Source organism: Acidocella aluminiidurans, from assembly GCF_055383125.1.
Map to the genome: position 1 here is coordinate 1,255,137 of NZ_AP031589.1, position 18,560 is coordinate 1,273,696.

An 18,560-nucleotide genomic window follows, 5' to 3' on the forward strand; every position below is an offset into this window, starting at 1 on the left:
TCATGAGCATCCGCAAAATCGGTATCATCGGCGCGGGTTTGATGGGAAACGGCATCGCTCACGCGGCGCTGATATCCGGTTTTGAGGTGGTGCTCGTGGACGCGTTCGCGGCGGCTTTGGATAAAGGCCTGGCAACGATCCATAAAAACATGGACCGGCAGGTCTCCAAGGCGACGATAACGGAAGCCGACAAAGCCAGCGCGCTGGCGCGCCTCACCAGCTCGACCGATTATCATGCCTTGGCCGGAACCGATATCGTCATCGAAGCCGTTCCCGAATCCCTGCCTGTCAAAGAGGCGATCTACGCGGAACTCAAGGATGTTCTGGCGCCGGAGACCATATTGGCCTCTAATACCTCCTCGATTTCCATTACCGCTCTGGCCGCGTTGTCCGGGCGGCCGGATAAATTCATCGGGCTGCATTTCTTTAATCCCGTGCCGATGATGAAGCTGGTCGAGATCATCCGTGGGTTGGCCACCTCGGAAAATACCTATGAACTGGCAACCAAACTTGCCGCGCAACTGAACAAGACGGCTGCGATTGCGCTGGACGCCCCTGGTTTCATCGTCAATCGCCTGCTTTGCCCCATGCTGAATGAAGCCATCTTCATGCTGGCGGAAGGCGTTGCGGACGCAAATTCGATCGATAACGCGATGAAGCTCGGCGCCAATCATCCGATGGGGCCACTGGCGCTGGCTGATTTTATCGGACTGGACACGCTGCTTTCGATCATGCGCGTGCTTCATGCGGAACTGGGCGAAGACAAATATCGCCCTGCCCCGCTGCTTGTGAAATATGTGAATGCCGGATGGATTGGGCGTAAATCCGGGCGCGGATTTTACAATTACGAAAGTGCCGCGAAAGCCTAGAGTCCTCTGCGAATAGCTTGAATCGTATCTCTTTACCGACGCGGGGCTGATGTGATTCACGATTAGGACTGGTTGAGGAGGCAAGCGCTGATGCCTCGAGCCTATTCTTCTGATCTTCGTGAACGCGTGATTTCGGTTGTGGAGAGCGGTGAGGAGACTTGCCGGTCTGCGGCGCGGCGTTTTGGCGTGAGCGCATCGTCTGCCATCAAATGGGTTCAGCGCCTGCATCGGGTTGGTGACCGACGCAGCGCTGGCACTGGTGGCCACCGGCCCTCGAAGGTGAAGCCTGAGCGGGCCTGGCTTCTGGCGGTCATTGAGGAGCGGTCCGACATCACGCTGGCGGCGTTGAGCGTGCGCCTGTGGGAAGAGCGTGGCGTGCGCGCCGACACTGGCATGTTGTCGCGGTTCTTCCGCGCTGAGGGTAGCAGCTTTAAAAAAAACCGTGCTGCCCGCCGAGCAGGACCGGCCTGACATCGCCTTCAAGCGGGCGCGCTGGCGGCGGTATCAGGGAAAAATCGACGCATCTCGCCTGGTGTTTATCGACGAGACCTGGGCCAAAACCAACATGACCCGCACCCATGGGCGCTGCCGGCGTGGGCAAAAGCTGCACGCCAAGGTGCCGCACGGGCATTGGAAAACCTTGACCTTCATCGCCGCCCTGCGGGCCGACAAGGTTACCGCGCCCTGTGTACTCGATGGACCCATCAACAGCCGCAGCTTCACCGCCTATGTCGAGCAATTTCTGGTGCCGACGCTGCGCCCCGGCGATGTCGTCATCCTCGACAATCTCGGCAGCCACAAGGCCAAGACAGCGCGCGATGCCATAAGAAAAGCCGGCGCCAAACTCTTCTTCCTGCCGCCCTACAGCCCAGACCTTAATCCCATCGAGCAGGTCTTCGCAAAGCTCAAAACCCTACTCAGAAAAGCCGCCGAGAGAACCGTCGAAGCCACATGGCGGCGCATCGGGTCACTGCTCGATCACTTCCCGCCAGAAGAATGCACAAATTACCTCAAACACGCAGGATATGCGTCAACCTAATCACAGAAGATTCTAGCCGTCTGGTTGCGGGACATCATTGGCATAATCGAGGCTTTCATCGATCTTGGGCGGCGGGTCATTGCTGTCTGCGGGCTTTGGCAAGCCCCCGAACAGTAATCCACCTACAAAGTCGTTAATTGCACGGCGGCTGGGAGGTATTGCTGTGGCCGGCACCGCGCCTTTCAACGCGGCTGGCGGTGGCGGCCACAGCAATACCTCTGGCGCTGGCGGCCGATAGCCGAGTGATGAGTGCGGACGGATGGTGTTGTATTGCCGGCGCCAGGCTTCGATGAGGATTTTGGCCTCTGCCAGGGTATAGAAGATTTCGCCGTTGAGGAATTCGTCGCGCAGGCGGGCATTGAAGCTTTCGATATAGCCGTTCTCCCAGGGACTCCCTCCGCTGCCATTCTACCAGCTTCGCTGGCGGAACCTTGGGCAGCTCCGCCTGGGGTGATGTAGGCGGTCTGCGCACCAACACCGGTGATCCACGCCTGCACGGCCTTGGCAATAAATTCAGGCCCATAGCACACATTGGGAACGGCGAAGTGCCACGCATGAGGCGGCCATGGTTGGGCAAAGAATCTCTAGAATGCAGGTGTTCTACGCCCAATTCAGGAGATTGCCCTACCATGACCAGACAAGATCTTACACCCAATCATGGCGTTCTCGTAGCCATAGACATTGCAAAGGCTCGTAATGAGGTGCTGCTGCAGATCCCCGGCAGCCCGCGACGCCGGCGCTTGACCATCCTCAACCAGCGTGCTGATCACGACAGGCTGATCGGCCAGCTCACGATCCTCGGTCAGCCGGTCGTGTGCGGATTTGAGGCGACCGGCAATTATCACCGCCCATTGGCCTGGCGGTTGCTCGAAGCCGGCTTCGATGTCCGGCTGATTTCCAGCGTGGCACTGGCCCGTACACGCGAGGCGCTGCATAATGGCTGGGATAAGAATGAACCCAAGGACGCCCAGGTCATTCTGCACATGCTCAGGATCGGCGCCTGTCAGCGGTATTATGATCCTCTCGTCCAGGGAATCAGCGATATTCAGGAATTGTCAAAGACCTATGAGGCGATTTCAAAAGCCAAGACAGAAGTGATGCACCGGCTGCAGACCCATTACCTGCCACTCTATTTCCCGGAGATCGACCGTTTCCGGCAAAGCAGCCGCAGCGAGTGGCTTCTGGCTTTCCTCGACCGCTTTCCCACACCTGCCAGCATTCTGGTTTTTAGCAAGGATGCGTTCATAGAAGCGGCCTGGACGATTGTTGGGCGCAAAGTCGCAAAAACATAATTGCTCGGTGACATCTACGAGACGGCCACGACCTCCATCGGCCTGCCGATCCCAACAGATGCTATCGCCATCCGGATGTTCCGGATGGTCATTGCCGAAGCGCGCAGCCTCATCCGCCAGCGTGCCGAGATTGAGCAGGTCGCCGAGGCTATGCTGAATCAGAACCGGGACTACCTGCTCTTGCGCCAAATTCCCGGTATCGGCCCCATCAACGCCATGACCATCATAGCCGAGGCCGGCGATATCCGCCGCTTCGGCCATCACCGGCAATTCCTGAAATTCTGCGGCCTCGATCTCGCCACTCAGCAATCAGGCACCTTCCGCGGCCAAACGAAACTCTCAAAATACGGCAATGCCCGGCTGCGCCGCATATTCTGGATCGCATCACAAGTCGCCATTCTTCAACGCGAGAATAGCTTTCGCGACAAATTTGAGCGTTATATCGCCAAGGATCGCAACAACAAGGATCTCAGGCGTAAAGCATCCGGCCTTCCCGGGTCACTTCTCAGTGGAAATCAACAGGCCGACATCAAATCGGAACGCTAGCCGGATTCAAGTTGGAATTCATGGCCGGCTTCGTCGGAATCCGCACTGTTAAGTGTAGTCATGGCCAATGTGCCAGTTTCTGCCCAGCCACAGGAGCAGTAAAACAGGGCAAGGTGTTACCCAGTAGGCTACCCAGATAAACCGTGTGTAGATCCGGCCCACCGAACGTCAGGCTCGCCATCATCGGCGCCAAAGTCCCCTTACACGCCCCCATGAGCGCCGGGGTCGTGGTGCCTGCAGCGTAATGATGCTCATATTCCGCCAAAGCCGCCGGGTTGCCGTCGTCCAGTAGCGTCAGCACCTCACCGTCTGGGGTTAATGCGATGAGGCGTTCAGTCAGAATCAGTGTGATCCAGAGGTTCCCATAGGCATCGAAGGCAAAACCATCCGGGAAGCCGCCGAGATCGGCGGGGCCATAAATCTCGCGGCCATAGGTGCTGCCATCCTCACGTACGCGTAAGCGGGAGATACGGCGTGCATTGGTCTCCACCACATAGAGCCATTCCTCCTTGTCGTCGAAACGGATTTCATTGGTACCAACAAACCCATCCGCAACAATACGCAGTCCGTTCTCATCAATCAACCCGACATAACCATCCGCCGTCTTCTCATTGATCGAGCGCGTCCAAGGCACCTGCCGGGTGGTAACGGTAAACCAGATACGTCCGCGCCTATCTGTTAGCACGAAATTCGTCTTGCCAAGCGGCTGTCCGTCGAGACTGTCATACAGCGTTCGGGATTCACCATCACGGGTCATCAACTCGATCGCATCCGTCCCGAAATTGGCAATAACGATGTCGCCAGCTTTATTAAAGGCGATACCATTGGGTAGGCTACCACTCATCACTGCGTTATCGGCAGTTAATTGCCGCTCGCCGACGCCTTTCTGGCGGATCACTGTCTGCCCCCCATCCGGCGCGATACGCATCACCCCCCTCGCATCAGCAGTCCAGATCGTGCCATCCGGCTCTGCCAGAATACATTCCGGGCGTTGCAAATCGCGTCCATGAAAGCGGAGTTTTGCTCTGTCTACCTGCCAACCGCGTAGCGGATTATCCTTCATAGTCATGTCTTTATCCCCTAGAATCCAAAGCCGCCGCCATCAGCGTTGATAACCTGACCCGTGACGAATCCGGACGCCTCCGAAGCCAGAAACAAAAGCGGTCCCACCAGATCTTCAGGCTCTTCCGTGCGCGGGATGAATTGCCGTGCTTTCACCCCTTCAAACGCATCGGGCGGCAAATTGGCGAGGGTGCCATCATGCATTGTAAGTCCTGGCGATATCGCATTCACTGTGATCCCACTTCCACCAAGCTCAGATGCCAAGGCACGCGTTAAGCCGATCACAGCCATCTTACTCGTGGCATAAGCCGTCATTCCCGGTGGCGGCCCCCAGACCGTGGAAGATGCAAAATTAATCACACGCCCATAACCGCGCGCTGCCATACCGGGACACAGCGCCTGAGCCAGCAGGAACGGCGCTTCCACATTCACGGCATGAATTTGTCGCCAGACTTCGGAGGTAAGCTCAGCAAATGGCACGAGCGGCATGAAGGCGGCATTATTAATGAGGATATCAACCGTACCCGCTTCCGCCGCCAGATGTTTCACGGCACCGGGGGCCGTCAGGTCCACTATAATTTGCTTGGCGGCAGACGGTGCCGGAAATGCCGTACGGTCGGTGACGACAAGGGCATAGCCCGCCTGAATGAGCGCCTTGGCGAAGACCTGCCCAAGGCCGCCTGCCGCGCCGGTGAGAAGAACAGTGCGTTGTGTCATGGCAAACCTCAGATCGGCAAAGTCAGTTCGTGCATGGCTTGGGTCATGACCTCGTAATGCTCGTCACGCGAGCCACCATGCTGTTCAATCTCTCCCAACCGCAGGGAACTGCTTACGACCAGCCTTGCGCGATCATATCGACGGCCGACATAGGAGATCAGCGCGCCCTCCAGCGAATGGCAGCGGAACAGCTCTTCCGCAAGCACCACGGCACCTTCCACCGCAATACCTGCCCCCATGGCGAGGTGCGGCGTAGTGGCATGCACAGCATCCCCCAGGAGCACCACGCGCCCCCTGTGCCATGGCCCCGGCACCATCAACTCCGCCAGCGGGCGGTAGACGATGGAGCAGGAAGAAAGATCGCCTCCATCCTGAAGCTTTTCACGAAACTCCTTTACCGCCCCGCCAAACTCCTCCAGAAGCCCGGCCAAAAGATGCGGCCATGCCTGCAATTCCAAAAACTCCATTCCCGCGCGCTTATCCAGCAGGAATAGGTAACCTTGCGTATCGCTCACGGGGTTCAGCCCGGCCTTTGCCGTTTCACCCATCAGGATCGTAGAATTGCGGCGCGTACGCGGCACAATGGCGCGCCAGGAGCCCTGCCCCGTGAAGCGGGGTACTGGTGCATCGGGAAACACAACTTCGCGTACCTTGGAATTCACGCCGTCCGCGCCGATTACGAGATCATAGCGGCCCGAACTGCCGTCGGTGAGGCAGACATTTACGCCCGCCACGTCCTGCACCAGAATATTGAAGGTCACACCCACGCGCACCTTCACGCCAGCGCGCTCCGTGGCACGGCGCAATATATCGGCCAGAGCGGGACGCAAAATGCCGCTGGCCGCGGGCAAATCTTCCGCGCCAACCGCGTGCTCCAGCGGATTGGTCCGCAGCACCCTGCCATCGGCGGCGCAGATATCGATCTCCGACCAATAGCCGCCTTGCGCCAGAACCTCATCGACAACACCAACCTGCCGCAGGGCCCGCAAGGTGGCGCCGCCAAGCGTGATACCCGCCCCTGCCGCGTTCCAATCCGGGTTGATTTCTACAAGCTCCACCTCAACGCCACGCTTGGCAAGCTCTATGGCCGCACACATGCCGCCAATGCCGCCGCCCACGATAAGACAATTCTTGATCAGGCCCATTGTATTCTCCCCTTCAGGCGGTATGGCCGCCTAGTATCTCGGCCAGCCAATCGGCGATGATCGCACCGGCATTGTTCGGATTATCAAGCGAGGAATGTTCAACTCCACCCTCCCGCACTGTGAAAATCATCAAATCGCGCTGGGGAGAATTCACCAATTGCTCATAGGTCTGGTGCGCGTATTTCATCGGAATCTGACGGTCGTTCTCACCATGCGTGACCAGGAAAGGTACTTTGATTCTATCCAACACGCCATCGAGATGCATCGCCTCGGCTTTGACGAAAAAATCATCTTTGTCCGTCGCGCCGAACACCCATTCCACATGCTTCCAGTAATGCGGTACTGGGTTTTCGCCTTCCCGCCTCAGCCGTGCCTGTTGCACGGCACGCCAGTCATGGTTTGCGCCCCACACAGCACCGCAGGCAAAACGCGGCTCGAAAGCAACCGCGCGCGGGCAGTAATAGCCGCCGAGGGACACGCCGAGCGCGCCGATACGCTCAGGATCTATATCGTCGCGCGATTGTAGGTAATCGACGATTTTAGATGCCCAGATCTCAGCATTCGGTACAGCGGGAAGATTTTGCAATCGCAGCGCCTCGCCCGTGCCCGGCTGATCGATGAACAGGGCCGAGAGTCCGCGCTTTGCGAACATCGTACCCATGATGCTTTTCTGCAAAAGCTCTTTGGTGCTGTCGAGACCGTTCATCACCACCACGATTGGCGCACGAGACGGCCCGTTTTCCGCTCGCACAAACAGCCCAGCCAGATGCGCGCCACCATAGGGAATCTCGATCCGCTCGCAATTTACACCCGCCAACTCACGTTCCTTGGCGAACAAAGCCAGAGACTGCCGGTACATCTCCAGCCGTTTCTCAAATCCGTGAGCCTGCATGCGCTCGGCGATGGCGTAATACAAAGCCGCACGGCCGAACTGCTCGCCAGCAGAGAATTTCCGGCCCTTAGCAAGGTTTTCTTCGGCAAGCTCGATCAACCTGTCGCCGCCCGCCCTCCAGGCGGTAAAGAACGCCTCGGTTCCCGGATCATCTCCACCCGCGGCGGCATCACGCAGGGGGGCGCACATCGCATCCACCTCACCGACATTGCCGCCATGCGTCAGCGCGATCATCACTGACAGGCTCCAGACATAGTTTGTCGAAAAATACTGAAACATATTCGATCCTTTTCAGATCTCGGCCCAGATCTCGCCGTTGATGACGAAAAAGGGCACGGCGGTCAGCGACTGTCCGGCGCATGGACCGGCGAAACAAAGTCCGGTCTCGGGCAAGAAATGCGCGGAATGAGCAAAGCAGGTAATATGCGCCCCGCCCGGTGAAAGAAAATGATGGCGCTTCAACTCCAAGGGCCTGTGATTATGTGGGCAATCATTTTTCCACAAAAACAATTTGCCGCCACGCTTCAACGCGATCACCTTGTCGTCGTTGCCAGCCGGCGCGAGACCAACGGCCCCGCCTTCCGGTATGTCCGCCAGGACGCCAAGCCTTATTCGCCTGGGGCCCATTTGTCCTTAGCCTCAAAAAGGAAAATTTGTGAATTGTCTGCACCAGGCAGCATTTCGCGCGGTGTCCACGCGTCATCATGCAAATCCATATCCGCGTCAAACTCCATGGTACCCCCGAAGGGAGAATTGAAGTACCAGAAATAGTTGCTGCCCATGATGTGACGCCCCGGGCCCCAGAAGCTCTTGTAGCCGCGCTGGGCGAAGCGCCAGCCCGCATGCAGCACTTCATGTCCGGAGCCCAGATGGAAGGTGAAATGATTCATTCCGACCATGTGGCTATTGAAGCTCTGAATCATGAACAGGTTGTGATGGTCAAGCGTACCGGCCGGCCGCATGAACGGCCCCAGCCCGATGAAGCGGTCCGTCACGCGGAAGCCCAGCCGGTCCTGATAGAAGGCTTCGGCCTTTTTGACATCCGGCACGAAATACACAACATGCGAAAGCGTACGTGGACGGATAATCTCCGTCTTGGAGGCCGCGCACTCATTCACCCCACGGCCTGGTTGCTGACCGGGAACATTGAAGCGCAGTAAAGGCAACTCGAACTTACGGCGGCGCGTGATACGGAAGCCAATGGCGAAGCCAGCGTCATCGACGGCGTGAATCGTGCCTTCGGAATCAGTGCGCACTTCACGGTCCTTGCACAGCTCGGCGGCGATCTCTTCCAGCACCACCTGACTCGGGACGCCATAGATCGTCTCGCGCAGATTTGGCGACGGCGCATTGGACGGCGGCAAGGAAGCGTCGCTCGCATGGCGCAATACCACGGATGTCCCGTCCGCCGCCTCGTAGGCGCCGCCGGCCGGCCCCGCGTCGCGCTCATCCAACCCGTAATCGAGCAAGTAGGTCCGTGCGGCCGCCATGTCCTCGGCACCAAAAACCAGCGATTCTAAACCTAGAATTTGCATTATTCCTGTCCTTCCTCCAACATCGCGCGCGCCACCAGACCGGCCGCGGTGCCATCATGTTTAAAACCAAGCGCCAGTGCGCGCGGCGTTTCGATCGGTGGGTAGCTGGCGAAGTTCACCTGCACGAATACGTCCGGCTCGTACGTCACCAAGCCCGTCCGATCCGCGCCGAAACGTGCCGCCAGCGCCGCCACCACATCGGCTATGCTCAGGCGCAGCACCGGCATTTGCACCACGCGCCGCAAGGGCAAGGTCGCCGGGTCGAGTGTTGCGGCATGCAGAAGATTATCCACGCAGGCGCCAACGGAAATCCACCAGGCCGTGCCATCAGCCGATACAGGTAAAGTGATGGGTCGGCCGTCACGCAGCCTCCAGAAAAGCTGGCTCATGAAAGCCGAAATCAACCCAGCCCCATCCCCCGGCCTGGCGACGACACCGGGAAGGCGAAGGCTACAACCCTGCACCCAGCCCCTGCGCGAAGCGTCCGCGACCAAAATTTCTCCCGCGAGCTTCTGCGCGCCATAGCTCAGTGCTGGCGCGGGCAGTGTTTCCTCCGTCACTACAGGCGGCAGCGTCTCGCCATAAACGGCAACGGTACTGGCGAAAACAAAGCGCGGCGGCTCGGCCTGTTCGCGCAAATCCTCCAGCAGGCCGAGCGTGGCATCAAGATTTACTGCGCGACCGAGATCATAATTCCGCTCCGCGGCCCCGCCGGGAATGGACGCCAGGTGAAACACGGCATCAACCGGCTCCGCGAAAGCCTGACGTCGAAGCGCCCTATCGGAGATGCTGCCGGCGACTTGCCTGATCCGCGCATCATCAGGTGCTGTTGCAAAGCTCGTGTCCAGAAGCGTGAGCCGTTCGACGCGCTGGCCGCCAAGCCCCTTGGCAAGAAGCCGCCGGACGACCCCACCGCCCACAAATCCCCCAGCCCCTGTTACGACGACATGGGTCATGGCTGCCCCCCCTTACGGAAGGGCAAACTTGCCAGGAAGGCGAGATTCCTAGCGCCCAGAAGTTTCAGCCCCGCACGGGCGGAGGGCCCATCCAGCCGCGCCTCCATGGGCAACGTCCCCAGGCTGGTGCCCTTGATCACCAACTCCTCGCCATCGCGGCGGATCGCCTCGACGCGCATCAATTCTTCATCCGCCGGGCCACGCAGCACCATGCCCTCGCGCGGCACCGCCACCTGGGTCTTCGGCGCCTCTGGTTTTTCGCCAATTTTCGAGAAATCCATTCCCAAATCATCGAACATCGCAATCGCCGTAGCGCGTCCGGCACCATACACGCCGCCGCCCGGATGCTGGAAAGGGCCGGCGAGATAGAGCCGCTCCACCCCCGGCACGCGGAACTGCCCAAGATCGCGCGTCGGGCGGCTGCCGGCACTTTGATAAAAATACGGCGCCACGCCGTGCAGGTCGCCGCGCATCATGGAATTAGGCGAAGACCGCTCAAGATCCACCGGGCTGACGATCTTGCGCGCGATGATGTTATCGGACGTCAGGTTGGAAACAAATCTGCGGTAATGCGCCAGAGACAGATCGCCAATCTCTTCCTTCACCTCGTCCCAGTTCCGGCCATCGGCCAGCTTGTAGGGGGCAAAGGTAATACCATGGAACATGCCGCAACCGGGCGGCACACGCGACGGATCGCCGATGCTCTCATCCCCGCCCGCACACAGCCGGCGCGGTGAGATCTCGCCGCGCCGGAGTGCATGGAAGTCGGCGATCATCTCGTTGAGATTGTCGGTCGCCATGAATTCTAGCATGGTGGCATAGCCGACCTCTTCTCCTGCGTAGTATTTCGCCTTTTCACGCAGATCGTAATGGCTGACCATGATGCTGAACGGTGCCAGTGTCGCGCGCGCCGCGCGTTCACGCACGGGCGCGGGTACGCCTGCAACGAACTTGCCTAGCACATGCGGATGTATGGCGCCGATGACAGCGTCGCGCGCGATGAATTCCTCGCCGCTCGTCAGGCGCACGCCCGTGGCGCGCCCGGCGCTGGTAACCACCTGCATCACCTCGGCATCGCAGCGCACCTCGCCGCCATGCGCCTCGATGCAGCGCACCAGCGCTTCCGTCAGCTTGCCGCTGCCGCCCACAGGCTGGGATACACCGTAAGTGTGGATGATGCCCGGCATCAACAACACCCCCATGCCGGTGCCCAACTCATCTGGGCATTGTAGATTTTCCGAAACGAGCCGCAACAGGTGAATCTTGATCTTGTCGGATTCATAAAGCTGGTTGACGAGATCGAGGCAATCCCGCTGCATATAGTCCAGCATGAGCTGGCCTTCCTCGCTCTTATCGAGCATCGCGACCAGATCGGCCAGAGGCGGTGGTGGCGCATACAGGCTGGGCATGAAGAGCTGAAGGATCTTCATGCTCATCAGGGAGAATTCGCGGTATGTCTGCGCATCCCTTTCCGAGATGGTAGCGAAGTTCGCGCAGGTCTTGTCTAGATCCTTGTAAGTGAACAACACGGACTGGTCCGGGAAGATCGTCGCATGCGGCACGGGGGAATAATGATAGTCCAGACCAAATTTCGAGATCAGCCCCAGTTCGTCCTGGCGAATCATCGGGTTACCCTGAATCATGATATGCACGGAACTGTGCTCGTCGTGCCAATAGCCGGGCGTATTCAATTGCCGTGTCGAAACGCCGCCTCCCGGATAGGATTTGCGTTCCAGGACCAGAACCCTCTTGCCCGCCTTGGCGAGATAGGCGGCGGCGGTGAGACCGTTATGGCCCGCCCCCATAGCGACAATGTCGTAGTTATTGCTCACACGCTTCCCCTGTCAGTCCGCTTTCACAAAACGATGCTCGATTGCGCCGAAAATGCTGGCGCCCGCCTCGTTTCTCGCCTCAAAACGCAGTGTCTCACCAAATTGAATAAAATCCGTCATCGCTTTGCCGTATGCGATGGTCTCGACGGCGCGGCGTTCCGCCAGACAGGCGGAACCCACCTGCTCGTAGCCGCGATTGGAAACCGTGCCCGACCCCAAAATTGTGCCCGCCTTCAGATTACGGTTATAAGCTAGGTGCGCCAACAGCTCGCCGAAACTCCAATCCATCTCCCGCCCATTCGGGTGGCCAAACCATTCGCCGTTACGTGATACGCGCATGTCCAGCTCGACCCGGCCATTCGCCCAGGCATCGCCCAGTTCATCCGGCGTCACCGCGACGGGACCGAACACCGAAGCGGGCTTGGCGTTGATGAAGCCAAATCCCATCGACAGCTCGCGGAACAGATGCTTACGCATTGACACGTCGTTGAGGATGGTCACGAGCCGTATTTGGCTTTCCGCCTCCTCCGGCGTGCTGCCCATGCCAATATCGCCGGTGATGACCGCGAATTCGCCCTCGAAATCGCATTGATCCTCTTCGGTCGGAAAGGGGTAGTCATCGCGCGGACCGCGAAATTCATCACCTTGGCGCTGCACCAGCACCGCGATGCCTGGCGTCTTCTTCACCGTCAGGTTAAAGGAGCGCTCCATAATGTCGCCATGATTGAGGAAGGCCGAGGCATCCACGAACTGGTGGGTCCGCGGCAGCGGCGCGGTGACGGCAGCAGGATCGAACGCGAATGCGCCGGGCGCCTTTCCAGCGTTCAACGCCTGGTATAAATCTTCAAGCCTTGGGCTAAATTCGTCCCAATTTTCGAGCAGGCGTTGCAGCGTGGGCACGATGCCGGCGGCCGAAACCGCGTGGGACAAATCCCGTGACACGAGCAGCAATGCCCCATCTCGGCTGGATGTTTTCAGACTGGCAAATTTCATGTCCGTTCCTTCAGGCCAGGGGGCGGCCGCCATCCACGGGAATGATCGCCCCCGTGGTGAAATTAAGTTGTACGGCGGCAAGCACCGCCAGGCCGATCTCTTCGGGGGCAGCCAACCGCTTCAGCGGCGTGCGGGCAGCCTGTTCGTAGCGCCAGGACTGGTCCATGGATTTCACGAATTCCGTATCCACCAGCCCCGGCGCGACGGAGACGACGCGGATGCCAGGCGCGAGCGCGCGTGCCAGCGACTTCGTCATATTGTCCAAAGCCGCCTTGGAGGCGCAATATGCCACATTGCTGCCCATTGCTGTAACCGCGGCAATGGATGAGATATTCACCACCACACCCTTGCCTTTGGCGGCAAGCAAGTGCCGCAAGGCGCGAACAGCGGCGAACGGGCCACGCACATTGGTCGCCAGAATCTGGTCCATCAGCGCGTCGTCCAACCCGTCGAGATCCGCGTGCGGCACGAAGCGCGTCGTTCCCGCGCAATTCACCAGGATATCGCAGCGCCCATAGCGGGCGGCAATATCCCCGGCCAGCGCCGCCAGCCCTGCACTATCCGTCACCGGAGCACGTAACGCCATATGCGGCAACGCGGCGGGCGGCAAGGAAGCCGCCAACGCCTCTGCGGCAGCGGCGGAGCTGTTATAGCCCACCACCACGCCCGCTCCGGCGCCGGCCAAGGTACGGCAAATCGCCTCCCCCAGCCCGCCGGCGCCGCCGGTAATGATTGCCAGGGAGCCGGCGAGACTTGTCACGCCGCCTGCCCCGCCGCGCTGGAACCACCAAAACGGCGCACGCGGATAGCCGCCTGCTCAGCATGGCCGGGGAGATGTTCCAGCCTGCATAACCTGTCACACACCTCGCCGATAGCGGCCGAAGCCTCGCTTGTCAGCACGCGCTGGTAGGTGTGGGTCTTGATGAACTTGCCCACCCACAGACCACCCGTATAGCGCCCGGCGCCTTGCGTCGGCAGCGTATGGTTTGTGCCGATCACCTTGTCGCCATAGGCGACGTTGGTGCGCTGGCCAAGGAAGAGCGCGCCATAGCGGGTCATGCGCGCCAGATACCAGTCCGGGTCCTTCGTCATCACCTGCACATGCTCGGAACACAGCCGCTCAGCCTCCGCCAGCGCCTCCTCGTCCGTATCGCACAGAATGATCTCACCATAATCCTCCCAGGCCGTGCGGGCGGTCGGCGCACTTTCCAGCCGGGCAAGAACGGTCTCGATCGCTGCGGGCAGTTCAGCCGCGATTTTCTCGCTGGTGGTTATGCAATAGGCGGGTGAGGTAGGGCCATGCTCGGCTTGCCCCATCAGATCCACAGCCACAAGCTCGGCATCCACAGTGTCGTCGCAAATCACCATCGTCTCGGTGGGGCCGGCCAGCAGATCGATGCCCACGCGCCCGAAAAGTTGACGCTTCGCCTCCGCGACAAACGCGTTCCCTGGACCGACGATCATATCCACCGCCGCGATGCTGTCGGTGCCTATCGCCATGGCCGCCACGGCCTGTACACCGCCAAGGCAATAAATCTCATCCGCGCCAGCCAGATGCATCGCCGCGACAATCTCGGCACTCGGCTTACCGTTCTGCGGCGGCGCGCAAGCCACGATGCGTTTCACCCCCGCCACCTTGGCGGTCAGAACACTCATGTGCGCCGAGGCAATCAGCGGGTATTTGCCACCGGGAATGTAACACCCCACCGAGTTCACTGGGATATTGCGGTGCCCCAGCACGACGCCTGGCAGCGTCTCGATCTCGACGTCGCGCAACGTAGCTTTCTGAATCTGCGCGAAGCGGCGAATCTGCGCCTGCGCGAACTTGATGTCCTCCAAAGCCTGCCCGGAAAGGCTCGCTATGCAGGCGTCGATCTCGTTCTGCGTAAGGCGGAAGCTCTCGGGTTCGAATTTATCGAATTTCGCCGCGTATTCGCGCACCGCCTTGTCGCCGCGCCCTTCGATATCGGCGATGATCGCTTCCACCGTGGCGCGTATCTGCGCATTGTCAGCGGCGCGCTGCGCTTTGCGGACGCCTGTCTTCAATTGCCGAATCACGTCTTACTCCCATTTTCAGGATACGCCGATGCAGGCGCAAAAGGTTGCAAGAATTCTATTAGATTGCCCGCACAGTCGCGCACAAATGCAACAGGCTGGCCATTCACCGTCACTTCAAAGGCAATATCCGCCCCCGCCGCCCTCAGCCTCGCGACGGTCGCGGGGACATCTTCCACCTCCAGGCAAAGATGCTTATTGCCATGCGTCTTCAAATCTAAATTCGGCACCCGCCGGTCGGCTGGCAGCGGCGCCGCACCTGGCACCTCAAAGAGCTCAATCCTGAAATCCCCACACTGCATGAAGGCGACTTCGGCCGGAATGGCGGTCATGTAGTGTCTTCTTTCAAGCGTGAAGCCAAGCATTCGGCCATACCAGTCAAGCGCGGCATCCAAATCCGGCACCGAAACGCCGAAATGATGCGCGCGCCATGCCCCCGCAACGCTCATGTCGCTAATATCCTGGCCATTTTTCACACCCCATGTCATTTTGTCATTCGTGACTGGGGATATTAAGCCTTAGGCAGACATTACTGGAAATCAGAATATTTCAAACTAAAGAATTGACGAAATCAACAGCTGAGGCAAAATAAGGTATGCGGCTCGGTCATTTTGATATGAATTTGTTCGTGGTCCTGGATGCTCTTCTAGACTTGAAGAGCGTTACCAAGGCCAGCGAACGCCTATGCATCGGCGCTTCCGCCACATCCAGCGCCCTCGGCCGGCTGCGCGAGCACTTTAAGGATGATCTTCTTGTCCAGATCGGACGCCGCATGGAACTCACTCCCCTTGCAGAATCCCTGCGCGAACCTGTGCGCGATATTCTCCTGCGTTCACAATCCACATTGACCAGCAAGGCCGCCTTTGAGCCTGCAACCGCGCAGCGTCATTTCGTATTTAATGCCTCAGATTATTCGGCAACCGTGTTCCTGGCCCCGCTTCTGCAACACCTATCGCGCGTGGCACCAGGCATTTCGTTGGATATCATCGAGCTTGGAAACAACAACCTTGCCAAACTTGAACGCGGTGAGGTGGATATCGCCCTCTATCCTGAGCGCAATGCCAGCCCGAACTATCCGGCTGAAACCTTATTTGAGGAAGACTATGTTTGCGTGGCCTGGGAAAAAAGCCGTCATACCGGCCCCCGGATCAGCTTTAACGACTATGTCGCGGCCAAGCACATCTCGGTCCGCATGGGAGAGCAGCGTGTCCCCTCCTTTGAGGAATGGTTTCTATCCGCTCATGGTATCAAGCGCCAAATTGTCGCTACGAGCTCAACCTTCAATGCTCAACCTATGATGATCCTGGGTACGGAATACATCGCCACCATGCATCGCCGGCTGGCGCAAATTTACGCGCGCCTGTTGCCTTTGCGACTGCTCACGCCTGAATTCGAAACACCGGGCTTATGCCTGGTGATGCAATGGAATCACTTCAACAACAGCGATGCGGGGCATCGCTGGTTGCGTGAGCAACTTAAAACCATTCAGCCTGTCTGATTACCAAGCCGTGGAACCGCCATCGACCGCCAGATTGGCAGCGGTGACCCAACTGGCTTCATCGCTTGCCAAATAAAGCGCCGCCCACGCAATATCCTCTGGCTGTCCAATTCGCTTCAACATTGCCTTGGCTACAGCCTGATCTTTAAACCCCGGATCCTGCGCCATATGAGCGCGCGTGGCGGGCGTTTCGATCAACGCCGGTGAAATCGCGTTGACTCGTATGTTATGCAACGCACCTTCCATGGCGAGTTGTCTTGTCATACCAAGCACCCCCGCCTTACCCGCGCAATGGGCCAAGGCGGGCGATCCCGGCAGAGCCATCACAGCATTGGCAGAAGCGAAGTTGATCACCGCCCCTCCGCCTGCGGCGACCAGTGCCGGCCAAACCGCCTTGCATAAAAGAAACACAACATCCAATTCGCCGCGGAGGGTGAATTGCCATTGCGCTGCATAATCCATCTCATGCAACCATGCAAAGGCCGCGAAAGCCGCGGCGTTTACAACAATATCCACCCCACCCATCTGCGCGCGGGCAAAAGCCACGAGCTCCTCGGCCCCGCCCGGCGCAACAAGATCATGCGGATACATACAATGCAAAGTGAGGTTCTGGCGTCTAGCCTCCTCCAAGAGCGCTTTCGCCGCTTCGGAGGAAATGTCACACCCCGCCACCTCTGCCCCCTGCATCAAGAAAAGCAGCGCGCAGGCCCGGCCAATTCCGCCACCGAGTCCCGTTACGATCACACGCTTGCCCGCCAGCCTGGTTCCACGCTCAAGAGGCTTATGTTGTTTTACTTGGTTCATGGATAGTTATAATGCCCGAAACCGGCCATTTGACCAATCAACGCCACAAACGTGAAACCTACATTGAACCCGTCATGCGGCTTGTGCGTGGAGGTGGGGGATGCCCAGGCGCTCGAATTTAAGATATAAGTCGCATAGGGCTGGAAAATAAGGCTCGGTGTCAGCACAAACGTGGCATCCGTACCAAAGCCATATTCATTGGGTCCAACCGTATAAGGGCTGCCTGTTGACGAAAATTGAGCTTTCTGCAGGTAAGCCTGCTCGTCGGATGTCAGCCGGACCCAGGTGAACTTCAACCCATAACTATCGAATGGTCGGCTGGGAAACAGCCCCTGTACCGTCAAGCCCGCATCGAGATTATCCCGCAAGCCATCGCCCGTTTTGCTGTTGAACTCTGTGACATCGGCCACAAACGCAGAAAGCGATGTTGAGAGAGGATTCTGGTTTCTACGCCAAAAAGTCTGCTTTGCACTCAGAAATATGCCAGTATTTCCATCCGTCACCTGCCCCGTCAAGGGGTCAGACTGACTCAACGTATTACGGTAAAACATTGCTTCATACGCGCTTGGATAAAGGGAATTCTGGGGGTTCGTACGATAGCTTACATCAGCAAGATAGACATTTCCCGACGGGACGCCGTAATGATAGGATTCCCAGCCATTTGAGAATGGAAAGGCCGGATCATATTTCCAAAACCCGCCTTGGACACGCCATGCGGGGGTAAAATTATACCCGGCTCGCGCGCTCCAGTTCGCATAAGGCGGCGGTGCAAACCCGGCGTTTTTCTGAATCATCGTGGTAGAAGAAATGCAGGCAAATTGCTGGCCGCATGTCGCCAGCGCGAAGTAATCGCCCGCATTGCTGCGGCCACCTTCAATAAAAGCCTTATCGTTCAGGAATTTTTGCTCCAGTGTAAAGCGCTGCAGATGCGCTGTCCAGGGTATATACGGCCCCGGATTGCCCCCGATCACGTCACCGACCTGATTGCCATAATTCAGATTGGTGATCTTCGGAATCACCATCTCCTGAAAATGTATAGATGTTCCTTTTAAGCCTATCATCTTGCCAAGATCGAGATCCGCCCCCATATCTAAAATGGAGATGAACTCACTGGCACCGGTTTCTTGCCCCTGATCGGGCGATGCGATACCAAGCTGAACAAAAGTAGCATTCGGATAAAACCCGGCATCGTTCAGTGTTTTGCTGATGCCACTTAAGGGACCACTGGAGGTTTGCGCTGATGCCAAACCCGCAACGCCGACAAAAAAGGTTGTTGCGAGAATAAGTTTTTTCATCTTGTTCATTTTCCTGTTCTGACGCAGCCG

17 protein-coding genes and 2 pseudogenes are annotated in these 18,560 nt (G+C 58.5%); 4 read left to right on the top strand and 15 right to left on the bottom strand.

Annotated elements, in window-relative coordinates; all coding sequences use genetic code 11:
* Nucleotides 1-2 precede the first annotated feature (2 nt).
* Nucleotides 3-869 carry a 3-hydroxybutyryl-CoA dehydrogenase gene (locus ACZ46S_RS06425; RefSeq protein ID WP_464063807.1) on the top strand — a complete coding sequence of 289 codons (867 nt, stop codon included), beginning with the start codon at nucleotides 3-5 and terminating at the stop codon, nucleotides 867-869.
* A gap of 90 nt (nucleotides 870-959) precedes the next feature.
* Nucleotides 960-1,908, top strand: a protein-coding gene (locus ACZ46S_RS06430) for an IS630 family transposase (protein WP_464061470.1) whose coding sequence is annotated in 2 segments (ribosomal slippage) — nucleotides 960-1,301 and nucleotides 1,303-1,908 — 948 coding nt in all. Because the reading frame shifts where the segments join, the coding sequence is not laid out codon by codon here.
* 186 nt (nucleotides 1,909-2,094) lie between these two features.
* Here ACZ46S_RS06430 and ACZ46S_RS06435 read toward each other — a convergent pair.
* Nucleotides 2,095-2,429, bottom strand: a pseudogene (locus tag ACZ46S_RS06435) (integrase core domain-containing protein); the annotation flags it as partial.
* Between the two features lie 108 nt (nucleotides 2,430-2,537).
* Here ACZ46S_RS06435 and ACZ46S_RS06440 point away from each other — a divergent pair.
* Nucleotides 2,538-3,746: pseudogene (locus tag ACZ46S_RS06440) on the top strand (IS110 family RNA-guided transposase).
* A 58-nt stretch (nucleotides 3,747-3,804) separates the two neighbouring features.
* Here the strand turns inward: ACZ46S_RS06440 and ACZ46S_RS06445 are convergent.
* The 12 genes from ACZ46S_RS06445 to ACZ46S_RS06500 are packed head-to-tail and all read right to left on the bottom strand — an operon-like array spanning nucleotide 3,805 to nucleotide 15,421.
* Nucleotides 3,805-4,815, bottom strand: a complete 1,011-nt coding sequence (locus ACZ46S_RS06445) for an SMP-30/gluconolactonase/LRE family protein (RefSeq protein WP_464063808.1) — start codon at nucleotides 4,813-4,815, stop codon at nucleotides 3,805-3,807.
* 11 nt (nucleotides 4,816-4,826) lie between these two features.
* Nucleotides 4,827-5,525 (bottom strand): SDR family NAD(P)-dependent oxidoreductase, encoded by a 699-nt coding sequence (locus tag ACZ46S_RS06450; protein ID WP_464063809.1) that lies wholly within the window; start codon nucleotides 5,523-5,525, stop codon nucleotides 4,827-4,829.
* Nucleotides 5,526-5,533: 8 nt separating this feature from the next.
* Entirely contained in the window at nucleotides 5,534-6,670 is a 1,137-nt protein-coding gene (locus tag ACZ46S_RS06455; RefSeq protein ID WP_464063810.1) for an FAD-dependent oxidoreductase, read from the bottom strand.
* 13 nt (nucleotides 6,671-6,683) lie between these two features.
* The gene (locus ACZ46S_RS06460; protein WP_464063811.1) at nucleotides 6,684-7,796 is read right to left on the bottom strand and encodes an alpha/beta hydrolase family protein; all 1,113 of its coding nucleotides are present in this window, start codon (nucleotides 7,794-7,796) and stop codon (nucleotides 6,684-6,686) included.
* A gap of 57 nt (nucleotides 7,797-7,853) precedes the next feature.
* Nucleotides 7,854-8,189 (bottom strand): Rieske (2Fe-2S) protein, encoded by a 336-nt coding sequence (locus tag ACZ46S_RS06465; RefSeq protein WP_464063812.1) that lies wholly within the window; start codon nucleotides 8,187-8,189, stop codon nucleotides 7,854-7,856.
* Nucleotides 8,171-9,097 carry a VOC family protein gene (locus tag ACZ46S_RS06470; protein ID WP_464063813.1) on the bottom strand — a complete coding sequence of 309 codons (927 nt, stop codon included), beginning with the start codon at nucleotides 9,095-9,097 and terminating at the stop codon, nucleotides 8,171-8,173. Before ACZ46S_RS06470 ends, ACZ46S_RS06465 begins: the two co-directional genes overlap by 19 nt.
* Nucleotides 9,097-10,053, bottom strand: a complete 957-nt coding sequence (locus ACZ46S_RS06475; RefSeq protein WP_464063814.1) for an NAD-dependent epimerase/dehydratase family protein — start codon at nucleotides 10,051-10,053, stop codon at nucleotides 9,097-9,099. Before ACZ46S_RS06475 ends, ACZ46S_RS06470 begins: the two co-directional genes overlap by 1 nt.
* A complete protein-coding gene (locus ACZ46S_RS06480) occupies nucleotides 10,050-11,885 on the bottom strand; it encodes a phytoene desaturase family protein (protein ID WP_464063815.1) in 1,836 nt (611 codons plus the stop codon). The genes ACZ46S_RS06475 and ACZ46S_RS06480 overlap by 4 nt, the downstream gene beginning before the upstream one ends.
* 12 nt (nucleotides 11,886-11,897) lie before the next feature.
* Nucleotides 11,898-12,878 (bottom strand): fumarylacetoacetate hydrolase family protein, encoded by a 981-nt coding sequence (locus ACZ46S_RS06485; RefSeq protein ID WP_464063816.1) that lies wholly within the window; start codon nucleotides 12,876-12,878, stop codon nucleotides 11,898-11,900.
* 10 nt (nucleotides 12,879-12,888) lie between these two features.
* On the bottom strand, nucleotides 12,889-13,638 hold the full coding sequence (locus tag ACZ46S_RS06490; RefSeq protein ID WP_464063817.1) for an SDR family NAD(P)-dependent oxidoreductase: 750 nt from the start codon (nucleotides 13,636-13,638) through the stop codon (nucleotides 12,889-12,891).
* Nucleotides 13,635-14,936, bottom strand: a complete 1,302-nt coding sequence (gene hisD / locus ACZ46S_RS06495; RefSeq protein WP_464063818.1) for a histidinol dehydrogenase — start codon at nucleotides 14,934-14,936, stop codon at nucleotides 13,635-13,637. The genes ACZ46S_RS06490 and hisD overlap by 4 nt, the downstream gene beginning before the upstream one ends.
* Nucleotides 14,933-15,421: a VOC family protein gene (locus tag ACZ46S_RS06500; protein ID WP_464063819.1), complete on the bottom strand. Its 489-nt coding sequence runs from the start codon at nucleotides 15,419-15,421 to the stop codon at nucleotides 14,933-14,935. Before ACZ46S_RS06500 ends, hisD begins: the two co-directional genes overlap by 4 nt.
* 128 nt (nucleotides 15,422-15,549) lie before the next feature.
* Between ACZ46S_RS06500 and ACZ46S_RS06505 the strand changes: the two genes are divergently transcribed.
* Nucleotides 15,550-16,431, top strand: coding sequence for a LysR family transcriptional regulator (locus ACZ46S_RS06505; protein WP_464063820.1), 882 nt, complete (start codon nucleotides 15,550-15,552; stop codon nucleotides 16,429-16,431).
* On the opposite strand, the gene ACZ46S_RS06510 is transcribed toward ACZ46S_RS06505, so the two are convergent.
* Together ACZ46S_RS06510 and ACZ46S_RS06515 are read right to left on the bottom strand one after the other, a co-directional pair.
* Entirely contained in the window at nucleotides 16,432-17,235 is an 804-nt protein-coding gene (locus ACZ46S_RS06510) for an SDR family NAD(P)-dependent oxidoreductase (protein WP_464063821.1), read from the bottom strand.
* Nucleotides 17,232-18,539 carry a carbohydrate porin gene (locus ACZ46S_RS06515; RefSeq protein WP_464063822.1) on the bottom strand — a complete coding sequence of 436 codons (1,308 nt, stop codon included), beginning with the start codon at nucleotides 18,537-18,539 and terminating at the stop codon, nucleotides 17,232-17,234. Before ACZ46S_RS06515 ends, ACZ46S_RS06510 begins: the two co-directional genes overlap by 4 nt.
* Nucleotides 18,540-18,560 lie beyond the last annotated feature (21 nt).

Excerpts from the sequence above, each read along its gene's own strand:
- ACZ46S_RS06500 (WP_464063819.1), bottom strand. The coding sequence starts at position 15,421 with ATGACATGGGGTGTGAAAAATGGCCAGGATATTAGCGACATGAGCGTT.
- ACZ46S_RS06465 (WP_464063812.1), bottom strand. The coding sequence starts at position 8,189 with ATGGGCCCCAGGCGAATAAGGCTTGGCGTCCTGGCGGACATACCGGAA.
- ACZ46S_RS06445 (WP_464063808.1), bottom strand. The coding sequence starts at position 4,815 with ATGACTATGAAGGATAATCCGCTACGCGGTTGGCAGGTAGACAGAGCA.
- ACZ46S_RS06425 (WP_464063807.1), top strand. The coding sequence starts at position 3 with ATGAGCATCCGCAAAATCGGTATCATCGGCGCGGGTTTGATGGGAAAC.
- ACZ46S_RS06460 (WP_464063811.1), bottom strand. The coding sequence starts at position 7,796 with ATGATCGCGCTGACGCATGGCGGCAATGTCGGTGAGGTGGATGCGATG.
- ACZ46S_RS06450 (WP_464063809.1), bottom strand. The coding sequence starts at position 5,525 with ATGACACAACGCACTGTTCTTCTCACCGGCGCGGCAGGCGGCCTTGGG.
- ACZ46S_RS06515 (WP_464063822.1), bottom strand. The coding sequence starts at position 18,539 with ATGAACAAGATGAAAAAACTTATTCTCGCAACAACCTTTTTTGTCGGC.
- ACZ46S_RS06505 (WP_464063820.1), top strand. The coding sequence starts at position 15,550 with ATGAATTTGTTCGTGGTCCTGGATGCTCTTCTAGACTTGAAGAGCGTT.
- ACZ46S_RS06455 (WP_464063810.1), bottom strand. The coding sequence starts at position 6,670 with ATGGGCCTGATCAAGAATTGTCTTATCGTGGGCGGCGGCATTGGCGGC.
- ACZ46S_RS06485 (WP_464063816.1), bottom strand. The coding sequence starts at position 12,878 with ATGAAATTTGCCAGTCTGAAAACATCCAGCCGAGATGGGGCATTGCTG.
- ACZ46S_RS06510 (WP_464063821.1), bottom strand. The coding sequence starts at position 17,235 with ATGAACCAAGTAAAACAACATAAGCCTCTTGAGCGTGGAACCAGGCTG.
- ACZ46S_RS06470 (WP_464063813.1), bottom strand. The coding sequence starts at position 9,097 with ATGCAAATTCTAGGTTTAGAATCGCTGGTTTTTGGTGCCGAGGACATG.
- ACZ46S_RS06475 (WP_464063814.1), bottom strand. The coding sequence starts at position 10,053 with ATGACCCATGTCGTCGTAACAGGGGCTGGGGGATTTGTGGGCGGTGGG.